Below are 25923 nucleotides of genomic sequence, written 5' to 3' on the forward strand. Positions count from 1 at the left end.
CACCCGGAAACCAATCCGGCGGAATAGCGCCCGCCCGGTCCGGCACCCCGGAGAATCATTTCCCGCCGTACCAGGACGTCCGGCTGCGCGTGATCGCCCGCGCCCGCCCCCGGACCACCGCTCCCGCCCCGCCGGCGGCCGTGCGCCCCCGGCCCTCCATGCGCCTCCCACCGCGCAACTGAGGGGGCGTCAGCCGATTCCGGGGTGGCACCGGGCGGCGCACGGCGGTCCATGAGGCCCCCTGCGCCTTGTGACCGGCCGGGCCTGGCTGCGGTACTCGTACAGCCGCCGGGTCCTCCGGAGGGCGACGTCGAGAGCCGTTGTGGAGAGGAACCAGCCTCATGGCCGTACGAGGAAGTCACCGACGCCCCACATCGCCCAGCCGGGTCTCGCCGCTGTGCGCGGCGCTCACCGCGGGCGGTGTCGGCATCGTCCTGCCGTTCCTCGGCACCGGCGCCGCCCACGCGGCCTCGGTCGACACCTGGAACCGGGTCGCCAAGTGCGAGAGCGGGGGCAACTGGCACATCAACACCGGCAACGGCTACTACGGCGGACTGCAGTTCTCCCAGCACACCTGGGAGGCGTTCGGCGGCACCGCCTACGCCGCGCGGGCCGATCTGGCCTCCAAGGCCCAGCAGATCACCGTGGCGGAGGCGGTGCTGCGCGCACAGGGCCCCGGCGCGTGGCCGGTGTGCTCCGTCCGCAGCCGGCTGACCCGGTCCGGTCCACCCGCCGGAGTGACGAGCCAGAACGCCCACCCCCGCGCCCAGCACCCGGCCAAGCCCAAGAAGTCGGCCAAGTCCGCCGCGAAGTCCCGGGCCCGGCAGCACACCGCCCGGCGCGCGGCGGCGTCCGGCTCCTACGCGGTCGTCCGCGGCGACACGCTGTCCCGCATCGCCACACGTGCGTCGGTCAGGGGTGGCTGGAAGGCGCTGTACCACGCCAACCGCGGGACCGTCGGCCCGAACCCGGATCTGATCCACCCGGGGCAGCGGCTGACCCTGCCCGCGGGCTCCCGGCATCCGCACCAGGCGGCCCCCCGCCATCGCGCCTCGACGGTCTCGAGCCACACGGCGGTCCGCAAGACGGCGGCCCGCCCGCATACGGCCCCGGTCAGCGGGCCGGTCAGCGCGGGGTACGGCATCCCCGGCTCGCGGTGGGCGACCGGCCATCACACCGGCGTGGACTTCGCGGTGCCCACCGGCACCTCCGTGCGCGCGGCCGCCCCGGGCACCGTGGTGGCGGCCGGGTGGGGCGGCGCCTTCGGCTACCAGGTGATCATCCGCCACGCCGACGGGCTCTACACCCACTACGCGCATCTGACGGCGCTGACGATACGCACCGGGCAGTCGGTCCAGGCGGGCCACCGGATCGCCCGGTCCGGCAGCACCGGGAACGCCACCGGGCCGCATCTCCACTTCGAGGTCCGCACCGGTCCGCGCCACGGGTCCGACATCGACCCGCTGGCCTATCTGCGCTCCCACGGCGTCAGCGTCTGACGCCGCACACCGGACGCTTGGCGTCCGCACGGTCCATCTCCGAGGGGTGGGGGAAGGGGAGGCCGCCCGAGGCACGGCTCGGGCGGCCTCCCGCCATCCGCGCGAGGACCGGTCAGTACCAGATCGCGACGGGCAGCCCGGTCTCCGTCGTCTGAGGCGGATCGGGAAGGCTCCGGGCGGCCTGGAGCGCGATGCGCCGCGCGCTCCAGGCCGCCGCCGCGGCGTCCAGGACGTCGTCGGGCGGCACCCGCCCCGCCGGTCCGAGGTCGTCGGGCAGGACGATGCCCTGGTCCTCCAGCAGCCGGCGGCGCACGGCCTGGCCGTTCCAGCTCTTCTTGCTCCAGGGCACGGGCCGCCCCTCGCCGAGGGCGGCGAAGGAGACCTCGGGATGGACCTCGTACAGCCGGTGGTCGCCCCCGTCGCGGCAGGCGTTGGCCTCGCGCAGCTTCGCCGCCAGCCCCCACGACTGGCGGCTCAGCCCCTGACCGGTCAGCCGCCGGCAGACCACGTTGGCGTCGTCGTAGCCGTCCGCCTCCCAGACCTCGCGCGGCGGTACGGAGAAGACCCGGGAGCGGTGCGGGGCCACCATCGCGGTGGCCAGGAGGTCGGCCTCGCGCCATCCCTCCGCCAGCAGCCCCAGCGGCATGTCGACCGCCACCACGGCGGCGTCCGGCACCCGGCCGAGCAGCTCGCTCAGCACCGCGGCGGTGTCGGCCCCGGCGAAGCGGCCCTCCTCCTCCAGGGTCACGGCCACCCAGCCGGTGCGGCAGGCGTCCACCCCCACGACGGGCGATTCGGCGCATCCGGGTGCGGGCGGAGTGTGAAACGCATCGCGACGGGAACCCATGCGCCGTATCCGACCACGCGGATGAGCCGGTGCGGGGCCGAACGGCGGGAAAGGACGGCGATGGGCGTACGTACATGGATCCAGGATTGGCCTGTCTACCGCCAGCTGACCGGAGGCGACCCGCTCGGCCGCGGCGCCGCCACCACCTCGGCCGCCACCCGTGAGCAGCGCCCCCGCACCGTCACGGCCGACAAGGTGGTCAAGTCGGTGTGCCCCTACTGCGCGGTGGGGTGCGCCCAGAACGTCTATGTGAAGGACGACCGGGTGGTGCAGATCGAGGGCGACCCCGACTCACCGGTCAGCCGCGGCCGGCTGTGCCCCAAGGGCTCGGCGTCGCTCCAGCTGACCACCGGCGAGTCCCGGCGCCACGAGGTGCTCTACCGCCGCCCGTACGGCACCGACTGGGAGCGGCTGGACCTGGACACCGCGATGGACATGGTCGTCGAGCGGGTGATCCGGACCCGCCGCGAGGGCTGGCAGTGGGAACGGGACGGGGTCGGCGTCAACCGCACCATGGGGATCGCCAGCCTCGGCGGCGCCACCCTGGACAACGAGGAGAACTACCTCATCAAGAAGTTGCTGACCGGGCTCGGGGTGATCCAGGTGGAAAACCAGGCCCGGGTCTGCCACTCCTCGACCGTGGCCGGGCTCGGCACATCCTTCGGCCGCGGTGGCGCCACCACCTTTCTGCAGGATCTGCAGAACGCCGACTGCATCGTGATCGAGGGCTCCAACTTCGCCGAGGCCCATCCCGTGGGCTTCCAGTGGGTGATGGAGGCCAAGGCGCGCGGCGCGAAGGTCATCCATGTCGATCCGCGCTTCAGCCGCACCAGCGCGCTGGCCGATCTGTACGTACCGATCCGGGCCGGCACCGACATCGCCTTCCTCGGCGGCATCGTCAACCACGTCCTGACCGGCGGCCACGACTTCCGCGACTATGTCCTGGAGTACACCAACGCGGCCAGCATCGTCGGCGAGGAGTTCGAGGACACCGAGGACCTGGCCGGGATCTTCTCCGGTCTCGACCAGGAGACCGGCCACTACGACATCTCCACCTGGGCCTACGAGGGCGCCGAGGTGCAGGCGCCACAGGGCGCGCCCGACGAGCTGTACGAGGACCGCACCCGGCGTGGCGCGTCCCTGTCGACCGCCGCCTTCTCCGAATCCCACGGCTCCGGCGGCGCGCCCACCTCCGCCAAGGTCCCCACCGACCGGACCCTGCTCCATCCGGCTTGCGTCTATCAGATCCTCAAGCGCCACTTCTCGCGCTACACACCCGAGATGGTCGAGCGGACCTGCGGAATTCCCCAGGACACCTTCCTGGAGGTGTGCCGCGCGCTGGTGGAGAACTCCGGCCCGGTCCGCACCTCGGAGTTCGTGTACGCCGTCGGCTGGACCCAGCACACCGTGGGCGCCCAGTACATCCGCACCGCGAGCATCCTCCAACTGCTGCTCGGCAACATCGGCCGCCCCGGCGGCGGCATCCAGGCGCTGCGCGGCCACGCCGGCATCCAGGGCTCCAGCGACATCCCCACCCTGTTCAACGTGCTCCCCGGCTACATCCCGATGCCGCACGCCCACGCCCACGAGGACCTGGACACCTTCGTCGAGGCCGTAAAGACCGAGAAGGGCTTCTGGGGCGAGATGCGCTCCTACGTCGTCAGCCTGCTCAAGGCGTACTTCGGCGACGCCGCGCACGCCGACAACGACTACTGCTTCGGCCATCTGCCCCGGCTGACCGGCTCCCACAGCACCTACCACACGGTGAAGGAGATGCTGGACGGAGTCTGCAAGGGCTACTTCCTGATGGGCGAGAACCCCGCCGTGGGCTCGGCCAACACCAAGATGCAGCGGCTGGGCATGGCCAACCTGGACTGGCTGGTGGTCCGTGACTTCTCCCTCATCGAGTCCGCCACCTGGTGGAAGGACGGCCCGGAGATCGAGACCGGCGAGCTGCGCACCGAGGACATCGCCACCGAGGTGTTCTTCTTCCCCGCCGCCGCCCACACCGAGAAGTCCGGCTCCTTCACCAACACCAACCGGATGCTGCAGTGGCATTTCGCCGCCAAGGAGCCGGACGGCGAGGCGCGCAGCGATCTGTGGTTCATGTACCACCTGGGGCGGCGGATCAAGGAGCGGCTGAAGGACTCCACCGACCCGATGGACCGGGCCGTCCAGGATCTGGCCTGGTCCTACCCCACCGGGGGACCGCTGGACGAGCCCAGCGCCGAGGCGATCCTGGCCGAGATCAACGGCCATGACGCGCGCGGCGAGCCGCTCAGCGCGTACACCCAGCTGAAGGACGACGGCTCCACCTCCTGCGGCTGCTGGATCTACTGCGGGGTGTACGCCGACGGCGTCAACCAGGCCGCCCGCCGCACACCGCACACCGAGCAGGACTGGGTCGCCGCCGAATGGGCCTGGGCCTGGCCGGCCAACCGCCGCATCCTCTACAACCGCGCCTCGGCCGACCCCGACGGCAAGCCGTGGAGCGAGCGCAAGGCCCTGGTGTGGTGGGACGAGGAGCGGGAGCGGTGGACCGGCCATGACATCCCGGACTTCATCCCCGACCGGGCGCCGTCCTACCGGCCGCCCGAGGACGCCCAGGGCCCGGACGCGCTCAGCGGAGTGGATCCGTTCATCATGCAGGCCGACGGCAAGGGGTGGCTGTACGCCCCGGCCGGGCTGGTGGACGGTCCGATGCCGACGCACTACGAGCCGCAGGACTCTCCGGTGCGCAATCCCCTCTACCCGGAGCAGCAGCGCAACCCGGTCCGCGAGGTGATCTCCGATGAGCACAACGCCTTCCACCCCAGCGGGGGCGAGCCGGGCAGCGAGGTGTTCCCCTACATGATCACCACCTATCGGCTCACCGAACACTTCACGGCGGGCGGGATGAGCCGCTGGACGCCGTATCTGGCCGAGTTGCAACCGGAGTTCTTCTGCGAGGTCTCCCCCGAGCTGGCCGGTGAGCGGCATCTGGAGCACACCGGCTGGGCGACGCTGATCAGCGCGCGCGGGGTGATCGAGGCCCGGGTGATGGTCACCGAGCGGATGTCCCCGATCAGGGCCGGGGGCCGCACGGTGCATCAGATCGGGCTGCCGTACCACTGGGGTCCCAATGGCTACGCCCGCGGGGACGCCGCCAATGAACTGTCCGCCATCGCCCTCGACCCGAATGTCCACATCCAGGAGGTGAAGGCGCTGAGCGCCGACATCCGTCCCGGCCGCCGCCCCCGTGGCCCGGAGCTGACGGCCCTGCTCGAAGAGTACCGGCGGCGCGCCGGCATCACGGTGCTGACCGGAACGGAGGTGCGGGGATGACCGACACCCCGAAACGCTCATCGCTGATCGGCCGCAATCTGCTCGCCGGAGCCGAACCGGATGTCGCCGGGGACGCCGGGCACGAGGACCATCCGCCCCGGGTCGGCTTCTTCACCGACACGTCGGTGTGCATCGGCTGCAAGGCGTGCGAGGTGGCGTGCAAGGAGTGGAACGCCGTCCCGGAGGACGGGCTGGACTTCACCGGCATGTCCTTCGACAACACCCAGGGCCTCTCCGCCTCCACCTGGCGCCATGTGGCCTTCATCGAGCAGAACAAGCCACTGGGCCGGGCCGAGACGGGCGTCGACCACGGCGATGTCGATGTGCTGGCCCTCGCGGCGCAGGGCTCCGGGACCCCGGTCGAGGAGGCGGCGATCACCCCCACCTCCCCGGCGTCCCCGTCCGACGGCGGGCAGCACGGGCTGCGGTGGCTGATGTCCTCGGACGTGTGCAAGCACTGCACCCACGCCGCGTGCCTGGACGTGTGCCCGACCGGTGCGCTGTTCCGCACCGAGTTCGGCACCGTGGTGGTCCAGGACGACGTCTGCAACGGCTGCGGCTACTGCGTGCCCGCCTGTCCGTACGGGGTCATCGGCGTACGGCCCGAGGACGGCGGAGCCCACAAGTGCACCCTGTGCTACGACCGGCTGGGCGCGGGGCAGGAACCCGCATGCGCCAAGGCGTGCCCCACCGACTCCATCCAGTTCGGCCCCCTGGACGAGCTGCGCGAGCGCGCCGCCGCCCGGGTCGAGGAGCTGCACCGGGTGGGGGTCTGGGACGCGCGGCTGTACGGACACGACCCGGAGGACGGCGTCGGCGGCGACGGCGCCTTCTTCCTGCTGCTGGACGAGCCGGAGGTGTACGGACTGCCGCCGGACCCGGTCGTCACCACCCGCGACCTGCCCTCGATGTGGCGGCACGCGGGTGCCGCGGCACTGACCCTGCTCGGCGGCGTGGCCGCCGTGTTCGCGGCACAGGCCGGCGTGAGCGGGCGCCGTACCGGAAGGAGGCGCTGATGAGCGAGTCGGACGTCACCCGTGACGGCATCCGCGGCGCCCGGCCGGGCCGGGACGCGCAGGTCGGCAAGGGGGTGGGGGACGGCAAGCGGCGCGGCCGCACGGGCGGGAAGGGCCGTCGGGGCGAGCAGTCGATGGTCCCCCGGGCGGAGTTCACCTCCTACTACGGGCGGCCGGTGCTCAATCCGCCCACCTGGCGCCCCCTGGACATCGCGGGCTACTTCTTCCTCGGCGGGCTCGCGGGCGCCGGGTCGGTGCTCGCGGCGGGTGCCGAGCTGACCGGCCGTCCGGCCATGGCCCGCGCACTCAAGGTGTCCTCGATCGCCGCCCTGACGGGCTCCACCGCCGCCCTGATCCACGACCTCGGGCGCCCCGGGCGGTTCGCCAATATGCTGCGGGTCTTCAAGCCCACCTCGCCGATGAGCATCGGCTCATGGCTGCTGGCGTCCTACGGCCCGATGGCCGGGGCGGCCGCCGCCTCGGACCTGGCCGGGCGGCTGCCGCGCGCCGGCCGGGCGGCCACGGTGGGGGCGGCGCTGCTGGGCCCGGCGGTGGCCTCGTACACGGCGGTGCTGGCCGCCGACACGGCCGTCCCCGCATGGCACGACGGCTATCGCGAACTGCCGTATCTCTTCGCGGGGTCGGCCGCCATGGCGGCGGGCGGTATGGCCCTGCTTGCCTCGCCGGTCGCCGAGAACGCCCCGGCACGGGGCGTGGCGCTGCTCGGCACGGCGGTGGAGACCGCCGCCGTGAAGGCCATGGAACGGCGGCTCGGGGTGGTCGCCGAGACCTACCGCGTGGGCCGGGCCGGCAAGCTGATGCGCGCCGCCGAGGCGCTTTCGGTGGCGGGCGCGCTCGGCGGAGCCCTCCTCGGCCGCCGCAGCCGCCCCGCCGCGGCCCTCAGCGGCGCCGCCCTGCTGGCGGCCTCCGCGTGCACCCGTTTCGGGGTGTTCCACGCCGGGATGCGGTCGGCGGAGGACCCGAAGTACACGGTCCTGCCGCAACGGGAACGGCTCGAGGCGCGGCGCGAGCGGTCGGAGGACGACTGACCCGGCCACTGACCCGGCCGCGCCGTACGGCCGGACGACGCCTTCACCCGCCGACTCGATCTCGTCCTGGACCTGGACTTCTGCGCCGAGTCCTGCGAAGTGGCCGGCGGCAACATCCGGTCGGTGGCCGTCACCGCCACCTACCTCGCGGCCGAATCCGGCAGTCCGGTGACGATGCCCGAACCTCATCCACGCCGTGCAGCGCGAGTACCAGAAGCTGGGCCGACTGACCCTGGCCGCGGAGTTCGGCCCGTACACGCCCCTGCTGACGGACTGACAGGCCGACGGGCCGACGGGCGACGGACCGGCGGGGCTTCGAGGCCTATCGCCCAGCCGAAGCCGACGGTGAGGTCGACGGCCCGCCGGACGGCCCGCTCGACGGCGGAGCGGGGGCGGTTCCCCCGCCGGGGTTCGGACCGTAGGCGTCCAGGAAGCGGTCACGGAAGGAGCTCATCTTCCACACCGGGGCCTTCGCGCCCGGCATCAGACCGTCGTCCCAGTTCCAGTGGGAGATCCGGTCCAGTACGGCCTTGTCGTGCGCGACGATCGCCACCGGCACGTCCCGGCTGGCGTTGTCGCCGCTGACCCGGGCCAGCGGCTGGTGGTCGCCGAGGAAGACCAGCACCGTGTTCTTGTTGCCGTACTTCAGCACGTAGTCGATGAGGCTGTTGACCGAGTACTGGATGGACCTTCCGTACTCGGTCTTCACCTTCGTGGAATCGGTGAACACGTCCGCGGGCTTCTTGCCCGCCTTCTGAATGGCCTTGTAGACCGAGCCGTCGCCGACCTGGCTCCAGGGGATGGTCTTGGGGATGGGCGCCCAGGGCTGGTGGCTGGAGGTCAGGATGATCTGCGACATCAGCGGCTTGTCGTGCTTCTTGCCGTGCTCCAGGCGCTGGAACGCCTTCAGGGCGTACTGGTCGGGCATGGTCGACCAGCTGAACTTCGGTCCCTTGTAGCCGAGTTCGCGGGAGTCGTAGACGTGGTCGAGGCCGTAGAACTTGCCCTCCGGCCAAGCCTTCTGCACCCCCGGCATGATGCCGACGGTCCGCCAGGCGCCGGTGCGCTGGAAGGCGCGGGTGATGGACATGTGGTCGCCCGCGGTGACGGTGCGGTAGCGGTTCTGGTTGTCGATCCACAGGCCGGTGAGGAAGGTGGAGTGCCCCAGCCAGCTGCTGCCGCCGTACGTGGCCGAGGTGAGCCAGCCGCTCTTGGACGCGAACCCGGCCTTGTTCAGCCGCTTGGTGGCGTTCTTGAGTGTCTTGTCGACACCGGGCGCGATCGCCGGGTCCTCGATGGCCGAGCGGCCGTAGCTCTCGATGAAGGTGAAGATCATGTCCTTGCCGCGCAGCCCGGTCAGCAGCTGGTCGCCGGGGGTGTCGCCGTATGTGTCCACGGCGGCCACCTTGGCGAACTCCCGCTCGTCCCTGAGGGTCTTGCGCACCCGCTCGGCCCGGTCCTGTACCAGCGCGGTGGTGCTCCTGGACGCGAACGGCGCCCCCGCCACCTGCACCCCGAGCGCCGCGCACATGACCCAGACGGTGCCGAGCACCAGGGTGGTACGGGTGGCCACGGCGGTGTTCCGCGCCATGACATTGCTGACCCGCAGGACGGCGAGCGCCATCAGGACGAGCAGGGCGACGGCGAGCACCACGACCCCGATCACGGCGACGGTGGCGGCCGTCCCGCCGACCGAGTCCTTGAGGTACGACTCGGCGTCGTCCAGCAGTATCCAGTCGAGCACCACGTTGAACCCGCGGCCGAGGAACTCGTTGAAGCCGATGTCGAGGAGGTTCAGGATGGTCAGCGCCCCGAGGGCCGCCCCGCCGAGCACCGCCACCACCCGCCGCGCCATCGTCGGCAGCATGAGCAGCAGCGTGGCGCCGAAGATCCCCTCCACCGGGATGCGCATGAAGGCGCTGGGTTCGACGAGGGTGAGTTTGGTCGGCAGGAGGAGGGCGATGAACACGAGGGCGAGGGACAGCCCCGTGACCGTCCACGCCACCGTCCGTGCCGCGACGGGGTACTTGGCCCGCCATCCCTTGCGGACGGGGGCGGCGCCGACCAGCGGACCGGTCACGGTGGTCTCCTCCGGGTCCTCCTCCGCATCGCCGGGCGGCCCGGGGGCCGTATCCCGCTCCCGGGCGTCATCCCGCTCCCGGGCGGGGACATCCGGCGTGCGCTCAGGTGGACCCTCCGGTGACGGGCCCTCCGTCAGGCCCTCCCCCGTGGTTCCCTTGTCCGATTCCGACCGCTGACGAGAGCTCGATTGGCGCGACAACCCGAAGGTCCTTCCCTGCGAAGCCCGTTGGTGGCACGGCGGACCTGGCTCGGGTGGCTGGGCCCGTCGTTATCCGTACGGAGTGCCAGGGGTCCGTGTTCAATCACCTGACACTTTTCCCGGCGCCTTCCGCCCCTCGCGAGCGCACCCACCCCACGATACGCTGAATCCTTCACATGAGTGTGAAGGATGCGAGGGTGAGAGGACGGGGCACATGCGCATCGGAGAGCTGTCGGAGCGCACCGGCACACCGCGCCGGCTGCTGCGCTACTACGAGGAGCAGGGGTTGATCCTGCCCGACCGCTGCGCGAACGGCTACCGCTCGTACGACGAGCGTCTCGTCGACCGGGTACTGCAGATCAGGGGCCTGCTCGACGCCGGGCTCCCCACCCGCATCATCAAGCAGATCCTGCCGTGCCTCGACAAGCCCCGGCTCATCCACTTCTCCGACGCCACACCGGAAATGGTCGCCACGCTGGAGAACGAGCGGGACCGCATGACCCGGCGCATCGACTGCCTGATCCGCAACCGGGACGCGATCTCCGAGTATCTTGACTCCGTGCTCGGCAACCACACCACCACCAGCTGACTCACCCAGGGGGAGCCCGCGATGACCGTCCGCCGTGTCGTACCCAACGTCCGGTCCGAAGCGATGTGCGAGAACCGGGAGTTCTACGGCCTCCTGGGCTTCGAGGAGGTGATGAACCAGGGCTGGATCATGACGCTCGCCTCCGCCACCACCCCCACGGCCCAGATCAGCGTGCTGACCCACGACGAGACCGGACCGGTGGTCCCCGATGTGAGCGTCGAGGTGGACGACGTGGACGCGGCCTACGCGGCAATGCGCGACAGCGGCGCCGAGATCGTGCACTCCCTGCGGGACGAGGAGTGGGGCGTCCGCCGCTTCTTCGTCCGCGACCCCAACGGCCGCGTGATCAATGTGCTGAGCCACCGCCGATAACCCGGTGTGTGCCGCCGGCGCACCGCGCTAGCGTTACCCCTCATGACGACGCCACCGCGCATCCGCCCGCACCGGTCCGCCGATGAGCGCACCCAGCTGCTGGGCTGGCTCGATATGCAGCGCGCCATCATCGCGTGGAAATGCGAGGGCCTGTCCGAGGCGGACGCCCACCGCTCCCTCCTCCCGACCTCGCCCCTGATGACCCTGGCCGGGATCGTCTCCCATATGCGCTGGGTGGAGCACCTGTGGTTCGAGATCGTCCTGCTCGGCCGCCCGGCCCAGGGCCCCCAGTTCAACGAAGACTTCGAGGACGCCGACATGAGGGTCGAGGGCATCCCGCTCGGCCAGCTCCTCAAGGACTACGCCCAGCAGTGCCAGGTGTCCAACGAGATCACCGCGGCCCACGCCCTGGACGACACCGGCCGTAACCCGGCCTTCAACGCCACCTCCACCAGCCTGCGGTGGATCCTCTTCCACATGATCGAGGAAACCGCCCGCCACGCCGGCCATATGGACACCATCCGGGAACTCATCGACGGTGAGAAGGGCTACTACTGACGTCCCGTTACGGTGGCCGGATGACGTACATCGAGATCAACGGATCGCCCGCCACCGCGGACACCCTGCGGCTGCCCGCGCTCAGCAGCTATGGGCACTTCACGGCGATGCAGATCAGGGACGCGCGGGTCCGCGGCCTCGGCCTCCATCTCGAGCGGTTGCGCTCCGCGACCCGGGAACTGTTCGACGGCGACCTCCACGACGAGCGCGTACGGGCGGACGTCCGGCACGCCCCGGACGCGCCGGAGGTGGTCGAGCCGCTGATCTCCGCACGCCCTCCGGACGAACGGATCCGTCAGCTGACCGCACTGCCCCTCACCACGCGCCAGGCCGTACGGAGTCGAGCGACGCACCGCCCACGTCCCCCTCCCCGCCCTCGCCACCGGTCCAGCGGTCCGCCGCCTTCGGGCCGGGCGAGCCGCTGACCGAGTTGCCGCCGACCGCCCAGCGCAAGCCCGTGGCGAGCACCGGAGCCCTGACGCCCGAGGAACCGGGAGCCGTGCCGCCGGAACTGCCGCGCGGCGATGCTCCGTCCAGGCCCCCGCTCCCCGACGATCCGCTGGTGGCGCGTACGGCGGACACCGGTCCCGCATCCGAGCCGGCGGCCGCGCCCGCATCCGCGACCACTCCCGTTCCGCTGCGACGGGCCACCGCCACCGGGGCACCGATCGCGGCCGAACCCACCCAGGCGGCGGATCCGGTGGCTGTCCGACGTCTTCACCTTCAACCAGGACCAGACCGGCGATCCGCAGGCGCTGCACCCCGCGACCGTGCGCGGCTCCAGCCAGGCGTCTGGTCACCGGGCGCAGGCGGCCTTCGACGGCTACAACAACCGCTACTGGGCGCCGGCCACCGCGGGCCCAGGTACGGGCGAGTATCTGGAGGCCGACTTCGACCGGCCGGTGCGGCTGCGGAAGCTGCTCATCACCTCGGGGCGCTCGGCGAAGGCGGATGAGTTCCTGACCCAGGCGCGGCCCTCGGAACTCACCCTCACACTGGTCGACTCCGAGGGCGAGCGCACCACGAAGGGCGTCAACCTCCAGGACCGGGCCGGTCAGCAGAGCTTCGATGTGCACGGCTCGGACGTGGTGCGGATCCGGCTGACGGTCGACGCGGCGTACGGCGCCCGGTCGGACCGGCGGTCGGCCGTCGCCGAGGTGGAGTTCTCCGGCCGTCAGTGACGCGTACGCCTCCTCCCTGATGGCCGGTCATGGGCGCCACCTGGCCCGCCCGGCGCGCGGCGGCCGGGTCAGCGGTCCCCCCGGGCGGCGGTGCGCCGGGCGCTTTCGCGACGGGGCCGCAAGGGGGCGTCCTCGTCGCTGAAGAGCTCGGGGTGCTTGGTGCGGATCTTCTCCACATCGCTGAAGACCAGCCGCAGATGGGAGCGGAGCGACTCGTCGGCGCGGTCCAGATCGCCCGCCTCCAGCAGGTCGACCACCTCGCGGTGCTGGCCGATGAGCAGGGACATCTGCTGGGTCATCGGCAGTGACAGCCTGCGGGCCCGGTCCAGCTGGGCCTTGGCCTGGCTGACAACCGGCCAGGCCGAGGCGTGGCCGCTGACGGCCATCAGCCGGGCGTGGAACTCCTCGTCCAGCTGGAAGAAGCCCTCCATGTCGGACTGGCGGTCGGCCTCCTCCTGCGCGGTGAGCAGCACCCGCAGCTCCGCCACGTCCCGCGCACCGGCCTTGCCGACGGCCTCGCGCAGCGCGGCGCACTCCAGCGCCTCCCGGATGAACTGGGCGGAGGCCACATCGCGCTCCCGGATGCGCGAGACGAACGTACCCATCTGGGGGTAGATGTCCACCAGCCCCTCGTCGGCGAGCAGGATCAGCGACTCGCGGACGGGGGTGCGGCTCACCCCGAGCTCGGCCGCCAGATCGTTCTCCGAGACGGCGGAGCCGGGCTCCAGCTCCAGGCCGACGATGCGCGAACGCAGCACCTCATGGACCAGTTGCCGGGTGTTACGCCCCCGGGAGCGTGCCGCGTGCAGTCCATCCGCCGATGTCATCTGGCCCCTTCCGAACCCTTGACTCCGCTTGCTGACGTACTTGTATGGTAGCCGACCGACAGCCCGGACTCCACCCCGGGAGCCCGCTCAGTGAGGAGCACGCACGCATGGCCACGATCACAGAGGCCAAGGTCATCGTCACCTCGCCGGGTCGCAACTTCGTGACCCTGAAGGTGACCACCTCAGACGGCGTGACCGGTCTCGGTGACGCGACCCTGAACGGCCGCGAGCTCGCGGTCGCCTCGTATCTGGAGGACCACCTCGTACCCCTGCTGATAGGGCGCGACCCCGCCCGTATCGAGGACACCTGGCACTACCTGTACAAGGGGGCCTACTGGCGCCGCGGCCCGGTGACCATGACCGCCATCTCGGCCGTGGACACCGCGCTGTGGGACATCAAGGGCAAGGTCGCGGGCCTCCCGGTGTACGAGCTGCTGGGCGGCAAGGCCCGCGAGGGCGCCCTGGTCTACGGCCACGCCAGCGGCGGCGACGTCCCCGAGCTGCTGGACGACGTCGCCCGCTTCCAGGAGATGGGCTACCGCGCGATCCGCGCCCAGGCCGCCGTCCCCGGCTCACCCGGCACCTACGGCATCCGCCACGGCACGGTCGCCACCGTCTACGAGCCGGCCACCGGCGCGCTGCCCGAGGAACAGCCGTGGTCCACCGAGGCGTATCTGGACTTCGCACCGCGCTATCTGGAGGCGGTCCGCGAGCGGTTCGGCTTCGGCTTCCACCTGCTGCACGACGTCCACCACCGGCTCACCCCCACCGAGGCGGGGCGGCTCGGCCGCAGCCTGGAGGAGGTACGGCTGTTCTGGATGGAGGACCCCACCCCGGCCGAGCTCCAGGAGTCCTTCCGCCAGATCCGCCAGTCCACCACCACCCCGATCGCGGTCGGCGAGGTCTTCAACTCCATCTGGGACTGCCAGCAGCTCATCACCGAGCGGCTCATCGACTACATCCGCGCCTCGGTGGTGCACGCCGGCGGCATCACCCATCTGCGGCGGATCTTCCACCTCGCCGAGCTGTACCAGGTGCGCACCGGTTCGCACGGCGCCACCGACCTGTCCCCGGTGAGCATGTCGGCGGCCGTCCACCTCGATGTCACCGTGCCCAACTTCGGCATCCAGGAGTACATGGCGCACGACCCGCTCACCCACGAGGTGTTCCGGCCGACCTACGAGCTGATCGACGGCGCCCTGCACCCCCAGGCCGCGCCCGGCCTCGGCATCGAGCTCGACGAGGAGGCGGCCGCCCGCTTCCCATACGACCCGAAGTACCTCCCGGTGAGCCGCCGTACCGACGGGTCGGTGCACGACTGGTGACCGCCGACTCCACGCGGCGCCTGTCGCTGGCCACCCTGCCCCGCGTCCCCGCCGAGAGCCGCCCGCCCATCGACCCGGGGGCGCTGCGCCCCCGGATCGTGCACCTGGGCATCGGCGCCTTCCACCGCGCCCACCAGGCCCTCTACACCGAAGCCGCCGAGGCCGCGCACGGCGGCGGCTGGGGCATCGCCGGTGTCACCCAGCGCAGCCGGTCCGTCGTGGACGCGCTGCGCCCACAGGACGGGCTGTACTCGTTCACCGAACGACGCCCCGACGGCCCGGCCACCCGCGTGGTCGGCACCGTGACCGAGGTGCTGCACGCCACCGACGACGGCACCCGGCTCGGCACGCTCCTCGCCTCCCCCGAGGTCACCGTCGTCACCCTCACCGTCACCGAGAAGGGCTACCGGCGCGACGCCGCCACCGGCGGACTCGCCCTGGACGACCCGCTGATCCGGGACGACCTGGCGGGACGGCCCGCGCCCGCGAGCGTGGCCGGACAGCTCGCCGCGGGGCTACGCGCCCGGCTGCGGGCCGGCGGCGCCCCGGTGTCGCTGGTCTCCTGCGACAACATGGCCGACAACGGCGCGGTACTGCGGCGCCTGGTACGGGAGTTCATCGCCGCCACCGCATGGGACGACCGCGACCGCCTGCTGGACTGGATCACCGGCTCGGTCGCCTTCCCCGCCACCGTCGTCGACCGCATCGTCCCCGCCACCACCGACACCGACCGGCGGACCGCCGCCCGCGCCCTGACCGTGGACGACGCGGGCGCGGTCACCGGCGAACCGTTCACCCAGTGGGTGCTCCAGGACATCTTCGCCGCCGACCGCCCGCACTGGGAGGCGGCCGGGGTGCGCTTCGTCCCCGATGTGAGCCCCTACCAGCTCGCCAAGCTCCGGCTGCTCAACGGCTCCCACTCGCTCATCGCGTATCTCGGACTCGGACACGGATGCGAGACCGTCGCCGACGTCCTGGCCACCCCCTGGGGCGAGGAAACCGTACGCGCCTACTGCGCCGAGGCCGCGCAGAGCCTGCCACCCACCGAGGGTCTTGACCTCCCCGCCTACATCGACAGCCTGGTGGACCGCTTCGCCAACCCCGCGATGCACCACCGCATCCAGCAGATCGCCATGGACGGATCCCAGAAGATCCCCGAACGGTGGCTCGCCCCGCTGCGCGAACTGCGCGCCGCCGGACGGGACACCCCGCTCCTGGCCACCGCCCTCGCCGCCTGGGCCCGCCTCACCCGCGACCGCCCCCTGGACGACCCCCGGGCCGAGGAGCTGCGCCGCGCCTGGGACGGCCCGCACACCGAGGCCCCGCGCCGGCTGCTGCGGCTGCTGGGCGCCGAGGACCTCGCCGACGACACCGCCCTCATCGCGTCCGTACGGGCGGAGCTTGACCCCGGCGCCCGGCCACCGCGCTGACCCCACGCACCACCCCTTCAAAGGAGAGCCGCCTTGAAGACCCCCAGAGCCGTCCCCGCCACCGACCAGCCCTCCCCGACCCAGGACGAGGCCACCACCGGACCACCGCGCCCCCGCGGGCTGCGCCACAACACCCGCTGGCTGATGGTCTTCCTCTGCTTCCTGGGCATGACCGTCAACTACGTCGACCGCGCCACCATCTCCATCTCCCTGCCCTATATGACCGATGACCTGCACATCGGCCCCGAATGGCAGGGCGTCATCCTCAGCATGTTCTTCGTGACCTACGCGCTGGGCCAACTGCCCGCCGGGGCGCTCATCGACCGCTACGGCGAGAAGCGCATGTTCGCCATCGGCGGGCTGATCTGGTCACTGGTCACCGTGGGCACCGGATTCGTCCGGGGCATCGGCAGCCTGCTCTTCGCCCGCCTCGCCCTCGGCGCGGGCGAGGCCCCCGCATACCCCTCGTGCGCCAAGTCCGTCTCCCGCTGGTTCCCGGTCCGCGAACGGGCCCTGGCCAACAGCGTCTGGGACAACGGCGCCCGCGCCGGCACCGCCGTCGCCGCCCCCGTCGTGACCGCACTGATCGCCTGGCAGGGCTGGCGGATGGCGTTCTGGGTCACCGGCGCCGTGGCCCTGCTGTGGGTGGCGCTGTGGCTCAAGACGTACCGCGAGCCCTCGGCGCGCGACGGGCTCAGCGCCGAGGAACGCGCCTACGTCACGGCGGGCGGCGCCCGGCTCGAGGAGAACCCCGCCGAGAAGACGACGGCGCCGGAGGAGCCCGCCGTCCGCTGGCGCGACCTGTTCCGCCACCGCACGGTCTGGGGCATGATGATCGGCTTCTTCTGCCTCAACTACGTCATCTACTTCTTCATCACCTGGTTCCCCAGCTACCTCGTCGACGCCCGCGGCTTCGACCTGCTCAAACTGGGCTTCTACGGCGCCCTGCCCGGCATCGTCGCCATCGGCGGCAGCCTGCTCGGCGGCTGGACCAGCGACACCCTGCTGCGCCGCGGCTGGTCGGTGACCCGGGCCCGCAAGACCTGTCTGGTGTGCGGGATGCTCTTCTCCTCCGTCATCGCCTTCGCCGTGCTCGTCCCCGGCGCCATGTGGGCCCTGGCCCTGCTGTCCGTCAGCTACGCCAGCCTGGCCTTCTCCGCCGCCTCGGTGGCCAGCCTGCCCGCCGACGTCGCCCCCACCCCGCGCCATGTCGCCTCGCTCGGCGGCATCCAGAACTTCGCCTCCAACCTCGCCGGGGTGCTCGGCTCGACCACCACCGGTCTGCTGCTGGGCTTCTTCCACCACTCCTTCGTCGCCCCGCTGATGCTGTCCGGCGCGCTGTGCATCGTCGGCGCCCTCACCTACGGCCTGGTCATCAAGCGCGTCGAACCGCTGCGGCTGACCGCCGCCTGAGCCCCTCCACGTCCTCGCGTACCAGGAGAACCATCCGATGAACGACGCCACCGCCGCGATCCTGCACGGCCCGAAGGACGTGCGCATCGAGCGGCACCCGATCCCCCGGCCCGCCCCCGGCGAAGTCCTCGTGACGATCGGCGCGGTCGGGCTGTGCGGCTCCGACCTGCACTACTACGCCCACGGCGAGAACGGCCCCAATGTGCTCCGCTCCCCCACCGCGCTCGGCCACGAGACGGCCGGAACGGTCGTGGCGGGCGACGGCACGCTCCCCGCGGGCACCCGGGTCGCGATCGAACCCGCCATCCCCTGCGGACGCTGCCGCGCCTGCCGCGCGGGCCGCTACAACCAGTGCCCGCACGGGCGCTGCTTCGGCTCCCCGCCCACCCACGGCGCCCTGACCGGACACCTGGCCGTGCCCCAGGAGTTCGCCCACCCCCTCCCCGACGACTTCCCCCTCACCTCCGGTGCGCTCATCGAACCCCTCGCGGTGGCCCTGCACGCGGTGCGCCGCGGTGGCGTCGCCGCCGGGGACCGAGTGCTGGTCACCGGCGCCGGGCCGATCGGCCTGCTGGTCCTTCAGGCCGCCCGCGCGGTGGGGGCGGGCGAGACCGTGGTGACCGACGTCAACCCCGGCCGGCTGGCCCACGCCCGCCGCCTGGGCGCCGACCGGACCCTGGACACCTCCCACGAACCCCTCCCCCAGGAGCCGCTGTTCGACATCGCGCTCGACTGCTCCGGCATCGAGGCCGCCCTGGCCGCCGCCGCACACGCGGTACGCCCCGGCGGCACCCTGGTCGCCGTCGGCAACCCGCCCCAGCCCCGGACCACCCTCCCGCTGGCCTGGATGCAGCGCCAGGAGCTCAGCCTGGTCACCGCCTTCCGCTACGCCGGGGAGTTCCCCGCGGCGGTGTCCCTGGCCGCCACCGGACGGGTCGACCTGGAGTCGCTGATCACCGCGCGCTTCCCGCTGGAACGCTCGGCGGACGCGCTCCAGACGGCGCTCACCGACCCGGCACAGCTGAAGGTCGTCATCGAGCCCTGAGCCGCTCGGGCCGCAGGGAGGCTACGGCGTGTCCGGCGGACCAGGGCTCCGCCCCCAGGCCCCGGGGTCTGGGGCGAAGCCCCCGTTGTGGGAAGGGGCGGGGAACAGCCCGCCGCAGGCGGCAACACCCGTCGGACGCCCCTGAGACAGAACCTGAGCAGGCGTGGCCGGGGCGGCACCCAGCCCGTCCCACCCGTCACAATGGGGATCATGTCCCGACGTACCCGACGCCCGCGGCCGACCAGCACCACCCCGGCCACCTGCCCCTGCGGGCTGCCCGAGGCCTACGACGACTGCTGCGGCCGACTGCACCGCGGCCAGGCCACGGCGACCACCGCCGAACAGCTGATGCGCTCGCGCTACAGCGCCTTCGCCGTCGGGGACGAGGCATATCTGCTGCGCAGCTGGCACCCCACCACCCGGCCGCCCGGCGCGGACCTCGACCCGGGGCCGCGCTGGGTGCGCCTGGAGATCCTGGGCACCACCGAGGGCAGCGCGTTCCACACCACCGGCACCGTCGAGTTCCGCGCCCACTACACCCAGGGCGGCCGCGCGGGCTCGCTCCACGAGAACAGCCGCTTCGTACGCCACGAGGGCGCCTGGGTCTATCTCGACGGTGTGACCGAAGACTGACCCCACCCGGCGTCAGCGATCACAGTCCGTACCGACTTGGTCATTTGTTTCCCGTGTCGTCGCCGACGCCTTCTGGTGCCCGGTCAACTCCGGGGCGATGCTGGGGCGCTGTGCGTGTGAACCACGCGTGTCCCCTGGCCCCATGGAGTTACCGTGCCTCCTGTCGCGTTCGCCAGACCACTGGCGGCCCTGGCCGCGGTGTCCGCCCTCGTGCTGGGCGCCGCCGGCCAGGCCACCGCCGACAACACCCCGGCCCCGGCGCCCGAGCCCGCCCCCCGGTCGTCCTCGGAGATGCTGCGCCCGGTCGCACCCCCGGCCGCCAGCGGTGCGACCGGCACCCGGTCCGTGGCCGACGGGGACGGGGTACAGACCGCCCGCTCCTCCCGGCCGGTCGCCCCGGGGATTCGGCTGACCTCGTACGACCGGCTGGAGTCGGACAAATGGCTGCGGGTCGACTCGCTGTCGGTGGACCTGGCCGGCGGCACCAAGGTCGACTATCTCCACCCCGACAAGGTCGCGGGGCGCCGGACCGTCTCCCAACTGGCCGCCGAACACGACCCCGGGCCGGGGCGCCGCACGGTCGCGGCCATCAACGGTGACTTCTTCGACATCAACCAGACCGGCGCCCCCGAGGGCAACGGCATCGGCGACGGCCGCCTCGTCAACTCCGCCTCCGCGGCCGGGCCCGCCCGGGCCGTCGGCATCGGCCCGGCCGACGCCGGCCGCGTCCTCCAGCTCTACTTCGACGGCACCCTGACCCTCCCCGACGGCCCCCACCCGCTCGCGGCGCTCAACGCCGCCAACGTCCCGGCCAACGGAATCGGCGCGTACACCGCCCAGTGGGGCGAGGCGGACCGCGCCCAGACCGTGGACGGCGCACGGCGCACCGCCGAGGTCACGGTCGTGGACGGCAAGGTCACCCAGGCGGCCGGCGCGCCCGGCAAGGGCCCGATCCCGGACGGTGCCACCGTGCTGGCCGGCCGGGACGACGGGGCCGACACGCTGTCCGAACTGGCCGTCGGCGACGCGGTGTCGATGGAGTACCGGCCCCGTACCGACGGCGGCGACCTGCCGCGCACCGCCCTCGGCGGCCGCGAATTGCTGGTGGTGGATGGCAAGGCGGTCGGCCACGAGGGCGAGGGCAACAACGCCACCGCGCCGCGCACCGCGGTCGGCTTCTCCCGCGACGGCCACACCATGCAGATCCTCACCGTGGACGGTCGGCAGGCCGACAGCGGCGGCGTCACCCTCACCGAGCTGGGCCTGATGATGAAGGACGCGGGCGCCTACAGCGCCCTCAACCTCGACGGCGGCGGCTCCTCCACCCTCGTCGCCCGCGAGCCCGGCAGCGACACCACCCAGGTGGAGAACAGCCCGTCCGACGGGGCCGAGCGCACCGTCCCCAACGGTCTGGCCCTCACCGCCCCCGACGGCAGCGGCCGCCTCAAAGACTTCTGGGTGGACACCGCGATGGACCGCGCGTCCGCTCCCACCGCCGATCCGGTCCGGGGCGGCCACCCCGAGCGGGTCTTCCCCGGGCTCACCCGCCGCCTCACCGCCGCCGGTTACGACGAGACATACGGCCCCGCCGAGGGCGCGCCCCAGTGGCGGACGGACGATTCCCACATCGGCCGGGTCGATGCCGACGGCACCTTCACCGCCCGCCACGGCGGCGACACCACCGTCACCGCCCGGCGCGGCGCCGCCCATGGCGACCTCGACCTCACCGTCCTGGACCGGCTGGACCGGATCCAGCCCACCAGCCGGCTGGTCGGCCTGGCCGACGCCGAGGCCACCGGCCGGTTCGGCATCGTCGGCCTGGACGCACACGGCACCAGCGCCCCCGTCGAACCGTCCGATGTGCGACTGTCGTACGACCACGCGCTGTTCGACATCGCCCCCGACCCCCGGACTGGCACCTTCACCGTCAAGGCGCGCCACGACCAGGCCGCGGGGCAGGTCAAGGTCGCCGTCGGCGGCACGACTACGGTGCTCGCCGTCACGGTCGGCCTGACCGAGCGGCAGGAGGCGTCCTTCGACGACGCCGACCGCTGGACCTTCAGCCAGGCCCGCGCCTCCGGTTCGGCCGAGGCCACGCCCGACGGACACACGAGCACCGGGCTCGAGCTGGACTACGACTTCACCCAGTCCACGGCCACCCGCGCCGCCTATGTCACCCCGCCCCAGCAGATCGCGGTGGACGGACAGCCGCAGTCCTTCGGCCTGTGGATCAAGGGCGATGGCAAGGGGGCCTGGCCCACCCTGCACCTGAAGGACGCGGCGGGTTCGGACCAGTTGCTGCGCGGGCCGTATGTGACCTGGACCGGATGGCGACATGTCGACTTCGCCGTACCGGCCGGGGTCGCCTATCCGCTGAAGGTCAACCGCTTCTACCTCGCCGAGACCTCCGCCACCCGCCAGTACACCGGCAGCGTGGTCATCGACGACCTCACCGCACGGGTGCCGCCCTCCGTCGAACTGCCCACGGAGAGCGCGCGCCCCGATCCACTGATCTCCACCGCCGCTCAGACGCGGGGACGCGACTGGCGGTTCGCGGTGATGTCCGACGCGCAGTTCGTGGCCCGCGATCCGAACAGCCCCATCGTCGCCCAGGCCCGCCGCACCCTGCGCGAGATCAAGGCCGCCAAGCCCGACTTTCTGGTGATCAACGGGGACTTGGTGGACGAGGGCTCCCCCACCGATCTCTCCTTCGCCCGCACCGTGCTGAAGGAGGAGCTGGGCGATGAGCTGCCCTGGACTTACGTCCCCGGCAACCATGAGGTGATGGGCGGCTCCATCGACAACTTCACCGCCGAATTCGGGCCCGCCCACCGCACGTTCGACCACCGGGGCACCCGCTTCCTCACCCTGGACACCTCACGTCTGGGGCTGCGCGCCGGTGGCTTCGACCAGATCAAGGAATTGCGCGCCCAACTGGACGCGGCCGCCGAGGACCCCGACATCGGCTCCGTCATGGTGATCGAGCATGTGCCGCCGCGTGACCCCACCCCACAGCAGGGCAGCCAGCTCGGCGACCGCAAGGAGGCGGCGCTGCTGGAGGGCTGGCTGGCCGACTTCCGCCGCACCACCGGCAAGGGCGCGGGCCTCATCGGCAGCCACGTCGGCACCTTCCACGCCTCCCGGGTGGACGGCGTCCCGTATCTGATCAACGGCAACTCGGGCAAGAACCCCGCCACCCCGCCCGGCCAGGGCGGATTCACCGGCTGGTCGATGGTCGGCGTGGACCACGTCTCGGCGCGGGAGCAGGCGGCCGCGCGCCACGCACCGTGGCAGGGCGGCCCGGACTGGGTGTCCGTACAGACCCGCGCCCATGTGGACGGGCTGACCGTCACCGCCCCGGCCGAACTGCGCACCGGGCAGTACGCGGATGTCACCGCGACCGTCCTCCAGGGCGAGGGGGCCGCTGCCCGCCGGGTGCCGGTCGGCTTCCCGCTCAGCGCGGACTGGACCGGCTCGCCCAACCTCCACATCGGCGATCCGGGCGACGCCGGGCGCCGCGATGTGGCGGCGTACGACCCGGCGACCGGCAGGCTGACCGCGCTGCGCCCGGGGACGGCCACCCTCGCGGTGAGCGTGAACGGCGCCATCGCACAGGCGCGGTTCACCGTCACCGCGGCGGCCGCGGCACCCGCGGCCTAGCCGGGCCGGTGGGGGCGGGACGGCCCGAGCGCCCCGCCCCCACCGGGCCCAGGCACCCCACCGGGGCAACCCCACCGGCCCAGTTGCCCCGCCAGGCTCAGGTGTCCCGCCAGACTCAGGTGTCCCAGACGCGGCGGACCTGCTCGAAGCGGGTGGGCAGCGGAGGGCGGCGACCGGCGTACCGGGCGTTCGTACGGTGGACGAACCGGCGCCAGGAGAGCACCAGCCCCTGCCGGGTGATGGGCAGCCCGGCGGCCACGGTCACGCCGTTGTCATGGGTGTGGTGCACCGTCAGCAGCAGCGCGTCCGGCACCGACCCCTCCAGCTCGGCGCAGAGCTCCTGACGCACCCGCAGCCAGCGGCGCAGCACCAGCACGGTGCCGCGATCCAGTCCGTGCCGGCGCGGGACGCGGTGTTTGCCGTGCTCGATGGTCACCCATCCGGAGTCCAGGTCCAGCGCCGACAGGGTGCAGCGCAGCAGCCCGCCGTACCGGGCGCCGCTGGCCCGCGCCAGGCCCACCACCACGGCGAGCCGTACGGTCTCCGGCTTCACGCCGTCCTCCATCGCCTCCACCGACAGCCGGCGCCAGATCCACTCCGCCTCCGCCGTCGTGACCACCGGCCGCGGATAGCGGTCCTGCGTCACCTCGTTCGCCGTCCGCGCCGCCACCTCTGCCCCCTGGGAACCTACCGATCGAGCCGCTTGGCACACTATTTCTTCCGTCGACGCGCTCGTCAAGGGATGCGCGGCGGTACCGTCGTCCATGTGCGCCTTCTGCTGATGTCCGACACCCACCTCCCCCGGCGCGCCAAGGCGCTTCCCGGGGAGCTGCTGGAGCGGCTGCCGGACGCCGATGTGGTGATCCACGCGGGCGACTGGGTCGACCTCGCCACCCTCGATCTGCTCGAGGAGCGCTCGCGGCGGCTGCTCGGGGTGTACGGCAACAACGACGGGTCCGAACTGCGGGCGCGGCTCCCGGAGGTGGCCCAGGCCGAGCTGGCCGGTGTGCGGCTGGGCGTGGTGCACGAGACCGGTCAGTCGAAGGGGCGGGAGCGGCGCTGCGCCGAGCGGTTCCCCGACCTGGATGTGCTGGTGTTCGGCCACAGTCACATCCCGTGGGACACCACGGCCGAGGGGCGGTTGCGGCTGCTCAACCCCGGCTCCCCCACCGACCGGCGCCGACAGCCGTACTGTACGTTTATGACGGCCGCGATCGAGGCCGGGCGGCTGACCGCCGTGGAGCTGCACCGGCTGCCGCCCCGCCGCTGACCGATCGCCGTTTCCCGGGCGTATCACCGCTCCCCCGGCCTATCGCCGTTTCCCCGGTGTATCGCCATTTCCCGGGCGTGCTGGCCGCGCCCGCGCCCGTTTCCTCCGAACTCGCCGGTCTCACTCTTCAGCCCCGGTATCCGACCTGTCCTTTTGGGGTGCCGAGGAGTGAGTGATGACGACGGCAAGCGGTGGATCCGCAGGGCGATGGGCGCTGGCGGCGGTGGCCGCGACCGTGTTCTGCGTGCAGTTGGACGCCTTCGCGCTGAACCTGGCCCTGCCCGGGGTCGGGCGCGATCTGGGGGCGGCGGGAGGCGGCCTCCGGTGGGTGGTGAGCGGGTATCTGCTCGCGGCCGGCTCCCTGATGGCGGCCGCGGGTCGGCTCGGCGATCTGTACGGCCGCCGACGGTTGCTGAGGGCGGGCCTGGCGGTGTTCGGCGGCGCGTCGCTGGTGTGTGCGCTGGCCCCGTCGCTTCCGGTGCTGGTGGCGGCGCGGGTGGTGCAGGGCGCGGGTGGTGCGGTGGCCATGCCGGTCGGGCTCGCCCTGCTGACGAACGCCTGCCCGCCCGGTTCGCGGGCGCGGGTCATGGGGCGGGCGCTGGGGATCGGGGGCGTGGCCACCGTATGCGGGCCGTATGTGGGCGGGGTCCTCACCGAGGCGGTCTCCTGGCGGGCGGTGTTCTGGCTGAACGTACCGGTCGCGCTGGTCGCCGGGGCGTGCGCGGCACGGGCCGGGGAGTCGCGGGACACCACCGCGCCGCCGGCCGTGGACGTGGTGGGGCTGGTCACGGCCACCGGCGCGCTCGCGGCACTCGCGGTCCTGGTCGACCGGGGGCCGCTGTGGGGCTGGGCGTCGGGCCCCTCGGCGGCGACGCTGGCGTTGGCCGTCGCGCTCGGGTGCGTCTTCGTACGGCATGAGCGGGCGGTGGCGAATCCGCTGGTGGATCTCGCCCTGTTCGGCAACCGGTCGTTTGTGGCTCTCACGGTGGCCGGGGCGGCGGCCAATGCCGCGACCGTGATCGTGCTGTTCGTCGTGCCTCTGGCGCTCCAGGGACCGTGGGGGCTGTCGGCCACGGGCGCGGGGGCGGCCTTCCTGGCCCCGGCGGCGGCGATGGCGCTGGCCGGGCCGGTGGCCGGGCGGATCCGCCCGGCGGACGCGGTGCGGGTGCTGGCCGGGGCCCTGGGGCTGGGGGCGGCCTCGCTCGGTGCCGCCGCCATGACGACGGCCCTGCCGGTCTTCCTCCTGGCGATCACGGGGTGCGGGGCGGCACTCGGGGTCGCGGGCGCCCTGACGCTCATCGCCACCCAGGCCGTGGTGCGGCCCGAGCGCGCCGGGGAGGCGTCGGGGGTGACCAAGACGGTCATCACCTCGGCGGCGGGGCTGGGGGTGGCCCTGTCCGGGGATGCCGCCGAGGCACAGAGCGGCGCCGCCGTCGACGCGGCCCTGACGGCGGCCGGGGGCTGCTGTCTGGCCGGGGTCGCGTTCCTGGTCGGCACGCTGCTGACGCGGATACGGCCCGATGGCTCCCACGGAGGCCGGTCCGCCGCCGACGGGCGTCCGGATTGAACCCGGCGCCCTGGTGGAATAAAGAGTAATTAAGGTG

The 25923-nt window shown here is 72.6% G+C and carries 21 protein-coding genes and 1 pseudogene; 18 read left to right on the forward strand and 4 right to left on the reverse strand.

Annotated elements, in window-relative coordinates; translation table 11 throughout:
• The first annotated feature begins 341 nt into the window (after nucleotides 1-341).
• Complete coding sequence (locus ACMTAK_RS06590) at nucleotides 342-1499, forward strand: transglycosylase family protein (protein WP_413805293.1); 1158 nt, start codon at nucleotides 342-344, stop codon at nucleotides 1497-1499.
• 112 nt (nucleotides 1500-1611) lie between these two features.
• Here ACMTAK_RS06590 and ACMTAK_RS06595 read toward each other — a convergent pair whose 3' ends face one another.
• Complete coding sequence (locus tag ACMTAK_RS06595) at nucleotides 1612-2346, reverse strand: DUF429 domain-containing protein (protein WP_413805294.1); 735 nt, start codon at nucleotides 2344-2346, stop codon at nucleotides 1612-1614.
• A gap of 60 nt (nucleotides 2347-2406) precedes the next feature.
• Here ACMTAK_RS06595 and fdh point away from each other — a divergent pair, with 60 nt between their 5' ends.
• From fdh to ACMTAK_RS06615, 4 genes and pseudogenes are all read left to right on the forward strand, one after another.
• A complete protein-coding gene (gene fdh / locus ACMTAK_RS06600) occupies nucleotides 2407-5670 on the forward strand; it encodes a formate dehydrogenase (protein ID WP_413805295.1) in 3264 nt (1087 codons plus the stop codon).
• A complete protein-coding gene (locus ACMTAK_RS06605; protein WP_413805296.1) occupies nucleotides 5667-6686 on the forward strand; it encodes a 4Fe-4S dicluster domain-containing protein in 1020 nt (339 codons plus the stop codon). The genes fdh and ACMTAK_RS06605 overlap by 4 nt, the downstream gene beginning before the upstream one ends.
• Complete coding sequence (gene nrfD / locus ACMTAK_RS06610; RefSeq protein ID WP_413805297.1) at nucleotides 6686-7735, forward strand: NrfD/PsrC family molybdoenzyme membrane anchor subunit; 1050 nt, start codon at nucleotides 6686-6688, stop codon at nucleotides 7733-7735. Before ACMTAK_RS06605 ends, nrfD begins: the two co-directional genes overlap by 1 nt.
• A gap of 33 nt (nucleotides 7736-7768) precedes the next feature.
• Nucleotides 7769-8012 (forward strand): annotated as a pseudogene (locus ACMTAK_RS06615) (ATP-binding protein); the annotation flags it as partial.
• Between the two features lie 45 nt (nucleotides 8013-8057).
• Here ACMTAK_RS06615 and ACMTAK_RS06620 read toward each other — a convergent pair.
• Nucleotides 8058-9815 (reverse strand): sulfatase-like hydrolase/transferase, encoded by a 1758-nt coding sequence (locus ACMTAK_RS06620; RefSeq protein WP_413805298.1) that lies wholly within the window; start codon nucleotides 9813-9815, stop codon nucleotides 8058-8060.
• 415 nt (nucleotides 9816-10230) lie between these two features.
• Between ACMTAK_RS06620 and ACMTAK_RS06625 the strand changes: the two genes are divergently transcribed.
• From ACMTAK_RS06625 to ACMTAK_RS06645, 5 genes are all read left to right on the forward strand, one after another.
• Nucleotides 10231-10605, forward strand: coding sequence for a MerR family transcriptional regulator (locus tag ACMTAK_RS06625; RefSeq protein ID WP_413805299.1), 375 nt, complete (start codon nucleotides 10231-10233; stop codon nucleotides 10603-10605).
• Between the two features lie 21 nt (nucleotides 10606-10626).
• On the forward strand, nucleotides 10627-10977 hold the full coding sequence (locus ACMTAK_RS06630) for a VOC family protein (protein ID WP_413805300.1): 351 nt from the start codon (nucleotides 10627-10629) through the stop codon (nucleotides 10975-10977).
• Nucleotides 10978-11019: 42 nt separating this feature from the next.
• A complete protein-coding gene (locus ACMTAK_RS06635; RefSeq protein WP_413805301.1) occupies nucleotides 11020-11535 on the forward strand; it encodes a DinB family protein in 516 nt (171 codons plus the stop codon).
• 20 nt (nucleotides 11536-11555) lie between these two features.
• Nucleotides 11556-11960 carry an aminotransferase class IV gene (locus tag ACMTAK_RS06640; RefSeq protein WP_413805302.1) on the forward strand — a complete coding sequence of 135 codons (405 nt, stop codon included), beginning with the start codon at nucleotides 11556-11558 and terminating at the stop codon, nucleotides 11958-11960.
• A 345-nt stretch (nucleotides 11961-12305) separates the two neighbouring features.
• A complete protein-coding gene (locus ACMTAK_RS06645) occupies nucleotides 12306-12716 on the forward strand; it encodes a discoidin domain-containing protein (RefSeq protein ID WP_413805303.1) in 411 nt (136 codons plus the stop codon).
• 68 nt (nucleotides 12717-12784) lie between these two features.
• On the opposite strand, the gene ACMTAK_RS06650 is transcribed toward ACMTAK_RS06645, so the two are convergent.
• Entirely contained in the window at nucleotides 12785-13543 is a 759-nt protein-coding gene (locus ACMTAK_RS06650; protein ID WP_413805304.1) for a GntR family transcriptional regulator, read from the reverse strand.
• A gap of 107 nt (nucleotides 13544-13650) precedes the next feature.
• Between ACMTAK_RS06650 and manD the strand changes: the two genes are divergently transcribed.
• From manD to ACMTAK_RS06680, 6 genes are all read left to right on the forward strand, one after another.
• Entirely contained in the window at nucleotides 13651-14868 is a 1218-nt protein-coding gene (gene manD, locus ACMTAK_RS06655) for a D-mannonate dehydratase ManD (RefSeq protein ID WP_413104786.1), read from the forward strand.
• Nucleotides 14865-16298 carry a mannitol dehydrogenase family protein gene (locus ACMTAK_RS06660; protein WP_413805305.1) on the forward strand — a complete coding sequence of 478 codons (1434 nt, stop codon included), beginning with the start codon at nucleotides 14865-14867 and terminating at the stop codon, nucleotides 16296-16298. Before manD ends, ACMTAK_RS06660 begins: the two co-directional genes overlap by 4 nt.
• Nucleotides 16299-16331: 33 nt before the next feature.
• Nucleotides 16332-17711, forward strand: coding sequence for an MFS transporter (locus ACMTAK_RS06665; RefSeq protein WP_413805306.1), 1380 nt, complete (start codon nucleotides 16332-16334; stop codon nucleotides 17709-17711).
• 37 nt (nucleotides 17712-17748) lie between these two features.
• Entirely contained in the window at nucleotides 17749-18756 is a 1008-nt protein-coding gene (locus ACMTAK_RS06670) for an NAD(P)-dependent alcohol dehydrogenase (RefSeq protein ID WP_413805307.1), read from the forward strand.
• A 210-nt stretch (nucleotides 18757-18966) separates the two neighbouring features.
• On the forward strand, nucleotides 18967-19389 hold the full coding sequence (locus tag ACMTAK_RS06675) for a YchJ family protein (protein WP_413805308.1): 423 nt from the start codon (nucleotides 18967-18969) through the stop codon (nucleotides 19387-19389).
• Between the two features lie 153 nt (nucleotides 19390-19542).
• A complete protein-coding gene (locus ACMTAK_RS06680) occupies nucleotides 19543-23049 on the forward strand; it encodes a phosphodiester glycosidase family protein (RefSeq protein ID WP_413805309.1) in 3507 nt (1168 codons plus the stop codon).
• A gap of 115 nt (nucleotides 23050-23164) precedes the next feature.
• On the opposite strand, the gene ACMTAK_RS06685 is transcribed toward ACMTAK_RS06680, so the two are convergent.
• Nucleotides 23165-23719 (reverse strand): tyrosine-type recombinase/integrase, encoded by a 555-nt coding sequence (locus ACMTAK_RS06685; protein WP_413805310.1) that lies wholly within the window; start codon nucleotides 23717-23719, stop codon nucleotides 23165-23167.
• Between the two features lie 96 nt (nucleotides 23720-23815).
• Here ACMTAK_RS06685 and ACMTAK_RS06690 point away from each other — a divergent pair, with 96 nt between their 5' ends.
• Nucleotides 23816-24319, forward strand: a complete 504-nt coding sequence (locus ACMTAK_RS06690) for a metallophosphoesterase family protein (RefSeq protein WP_413805311.1) — start codon at nucleotides 23816-23818, stop codon at nucleotides 24317-24319.
• Nucleotides 24320-24494: 175 nt separating this feature from the next.
• Nucleotides 24495-25886: an MFS transporter gene (locus ACMTAK_RS06695; protein WP_413805312.1), complete on the forward strand. Its 1392-nt coding sequence runs from the start codon at nucleotides 24495-24497 to the stop codon at nucleotides 25884-25886.
• Nucleotides 25887-25923: the final 37 nt, after the last annotated feature.

The sequence above is a fragment of the Streptomyces lacaronensis genome, assembly GCF_047337785.1.
Classification (GTDB): Bacteria; Actinomycetota; Actinomycetes; order Streptomycetales; family Streptomycetaceae; genus Streptomyces; species Streptomyces lycopersici.